The organism is Nocardia carnea (assembly GCF_029869215.1).
Lineage (GTDB): Bacteria > Actinomycetota > Actinomycetes > Mycobacteriales > Mycobacteriaceae > Nocardia > Nocardia carnea_B.
Map to the genome: position 1 here is coordinate 1 of NZ_JARWPM010000051.1, position 3,790 is coordinate 3,790.

1 protein-coding gene is annotated in these 3,790 nt (G+C 69.6%); it reads left to right on the top strand.

Annotated elements, in window-relative coordinates:
- Positions 1 to 3,790 (top strand): amino acid adenylation domain-containing protein (locus tag QH276_RS02155; RefSeq protein WP_280406576.1); only part of this gene is annotated, 3,790 nt, incomplete at both ends.

Here is a 3,790-nt window from a genome sequence, read left to right on the forward strand (position 1 = left end):
AGTGGAACGCCACGGAACACGCGTTGCCGGAAAGTCTGCTGCTGGACGGGTTCGAGCGTGCGGCGGCCGCTTATCCGGATCGGGTGGCGGTGTCGTTCGAGGGCACCGATCTCACCTACGGGGAGTTCGCGGGCCGGGTGAATCGCTTGGCGCGGTTGCTGGTCGCGCAGGGTGTGGGTCCGGAGTCGCTGGTCGGGTTGCTGGTGTCGCGGTCGGTCGACTTGGTGGTCGGCATGTACGCGGTGCTCACCGCGGGCGGTGCGTATGTGCCGTTGGATCCGGCGCATCCGGCCGAGCGGATCGGTTACATCCTCGATACCGCGGCACCGGTGTGCCTGTTGTCGACCACTGCTGATGTGCAGGCAGTCGGCGCGGGTGACGACAGTGCCGGTGCGGACGGGGCCGGTGCCGTGGGCGAGATCGCCGGAGTTCCGGTGCTCACCCTCGACACTGTGGAGACCGATGGTTTCGATGCTTCGCCGGTGACCGATGCGGATCGGTTGGCGCCGGTGCGGCCGAGCAATACCGCGTATGTGATCTTCACATCCGGTTCGACGGGTCGTCCGAAGGGTGTGGCGGTGCCGCATTCGGCGATCGCCAACCAGGTCGCGTGGATGCTCGCTCAGTACCCGATGGGTGCCGAGGATGTCTATCTGCAGAAGACCGCCACGACATTCGATGTGTCGTTGTGGGGTTACTTCCTGCCGCTGGCTGCGGGTGCCCGCCTGGTTGTCGCGACGCCGGACGGTCATCGTGATCCCGCCTACCTGGCTCGGGTGATCGCCGAACAAGGTGTGACGGTGACCGACTTCGTGCCGTCGATGTTGACCGTGTTCGCGGCGCACACCGCGCCGGGGTCGATCCCGACGTTGCGGGAGATCTTCGCGATCGGTGAGGCGTTGCCGCCGGAAACCGTGACCGCTGTGCAGGCGGTCTCGGAGGCCGCGGTGCACAACCTCTACGGTCCGACCGAGGCCGCGGTGTCGATCACCTACTGGCAGGCCACAGGTGCCGAGTCGGGCAGTGTGCCGATCGGTGTGCCGCAATGGAACAGCCGTGTCTACGTGCTGGATTCGCGACTGAATCCGGTGCCCGAGGGTGTGACCGGTGAGCTGTACCTGGCCGGTGACCAGCTGGCGCGAGGGTATGTCACGCGTCCGGATCTGAGTTCCGACCGATTCGTCGCCAGCCCGTTCGATCCGGGTGCGCGGATGTACCGCACGGGCGACCTCGTGCGCTGGCGCAAGGCCGGCACCACGGCCGACGGAGCCGATGCGGACCGGCCGGTGCTGGAATACCTGGGCCGTACCGACTTCCAGGTGAAGTTCCGTGGTCAGCGCATCGAACTCGGGGAGATCGAGTCCGCGTTCCTGGCGCAACCGCAGGTGAGCCAGGCCGTGGTCACCGTGGCAGGGTCGCAGCTGGGCGAGCAGCTGGTCGCCTACGTGGTGCCGGCGCCCGGGCAGCATGTGGTGTCCACCGAGCTGCTCGAAGCGGTCCGTGAGGTGCTGCCGACCTATATGGTCCCGGCGGCCGTGGTCGCGCTGGATGCGTTCCCGCTCAATACCTCCGGCAAGCTGGACCGTAAGGCGTTGCCGGAGCCGGTGTTCGAGACCCGGGAGTTCCGGGCGGCCTCGACCCCGGTCGAGGAGATCGTGGCGAATGTGTTCGCCGATGTTCTCGGTGTGCAGCGTGTCGGTGCCGACGACGATTTCTTCGCGCTCGGTGGTAACTCGCTGATCGCGACCCAGGTCGCCGCGCGGCTCGGTGCCGCATTGGATACCCAGGTCCCGGTCCGCGTGCTGTTCGAGGCGTCGACCGTCGCGGCGCTGGCCGCGCGGGTCCACGAGCAGGCCGGGTCCGGTGGGCGTGCGGCGCTGGTGCCGCAGCCGCGTCCGGAGCGGGTGCCGTTGTCGCTTGCCCAGCAGCGGATGTGGGTGATCAACCAGTTCGATCCGAGCTCGGCCGCGTACAACATCCCGCTCGCCCTCCGGCTCACCGGCGCTCTCGACGAGACGGCGGTGTACGAAGCGGTTTCCGATGTCGTGCAGCGGCACGAGTCGTTGCGCACCCGGTACCCCGCTGATTCGGACGGTGTTCCGTATCAGGAAATCCTGCCGGTCGCGGAGGTGATGCCCAGGGAAGCGGTCGCTGTTTCCCCGGACGACGTACTGCCCCGGGTCGCCGAGTTGATGTCGGCGGGCTTCGATGTCAGCGTGGAGGTCCCGGTGCGGGCGTTGCTGCTCACGACCGGGCCGCAAGAGTACGTGCTGGCGGTCGTCGCCCACCACATCGCGGCCGACGGGGCGTCGATGGCACCGCTGGCCCGGGACCTGATGACCGCCTATCTCGCCCGCGTCGGCGGCGAGGTACCCGGCTGGGCACCCTTGCCGGTCCAGTACGCGGACTTCGCGCTCTGGCAGCGCGCGACGGTCGGTGACGAGAACGACGAGAACTCGGTCGCCGCGGGCCAGCTGGCCTACTGGCAGAAGCAGCTCGACGGAGTCAGCGGTGAGGTCGGGCTGCCGCTGGACCGGCCGCGTCCGCCGATACCGTCGATGCGTGGTGGTGTCACCGGTTTCGCTGTGGACGCCGATGTCCATCGGTCGCTGGACGAATCCGCGCGGGCGAGTGGCGTGACCATGTTCATGGTGATGCATGCCGCGGTGGCGGTGCTGCTGTCCCGGCTCAGCAATGCCGGTGACGTCCTCGTCGGCACCCCGATCGCCGGCCGCGGCGAACGGGAGCTGGACGATCTGGTCGGCATGTTCGTCAATACGCTGGCACTGCGTACCACGGTGAATCCCGCGATGACCTTCGCCGAACTGCTGGATCAGGTGCGGGAGACGGACCTGTCGGCCTTCGCCAACGGCGATGTCCCCTTCGAGCGCGTGGTGCAGGCGGTAATGCCGGACCGCGCGGCCGTGGGCAATCAGCTCCTCGGTGTGATGCTGTCGTTCCGGAACACCGAGGAGGCGGCGCTGGACCTGCCCGGACTCACGGTGCAGGTGCTGGACGAGGGCGCGCTGGCCGCGAAGTTCGATCTGGGGATCGGTATCGACCCCCGCCGCGACCCCGATGGCGGTTTCGGCGAGTTGTGGACCGTGTTCAACTACGCCGCGGACTTGTTCGACGAGTCGACCGTGCAGTCGTTCGGGCGCCGGTTCGAACGGATCCTCGCCGCGGTGGCCGCCGATCCGCAGGTCCGGGTGGGTGATATCGATATCCTCGATGCCGAGGAGCGCGACCGGATGGCCGTCCCCGAGCGGCCGGCGGCGGCCGCGGCCACGTCGGGCACCGCACTGCCGCAGACGCTGCGCACCTCGGTGGAAGACGATCCCGACGCCCCCGCGGTCGTGTGGGGTGAGAACGAGATCACCTATCAGGAGCTGGACGCGCGTTCCTCCCGGCTGGCACGGGTTCTGATCGCGCGCGGTTACGGACCGGGTACCGGTGTCGTGGTCGGGCTCGAACGCGGCGTCGATGCAGCGGTCTCGACCTGGGCCGTGCTCAAGACGGGCGCGGCGCTGGTCCCCGCCGGTGCGGTGGATACCGCCGCGGCGGCCGGCCTGACCGCCGTGGCCGGGATTGTGACCGGCACGGCCCCCGGTGGGGCCGGGGGGGGGGGGGGGGGGATCGGCGGTACGGCGGCAGGCGCGGGGGGGGGCCCCGGGGGCTGCGGCGGCGGCGCGTTCGCGCCCCCCCCCCCCCCCGGGGCCCGCGGGCGCCCCGTGCCGGTCAAAATCCCGGCCACGGCGGTCAGGCCGGCCGCCGCGGCGGTATCCACCGC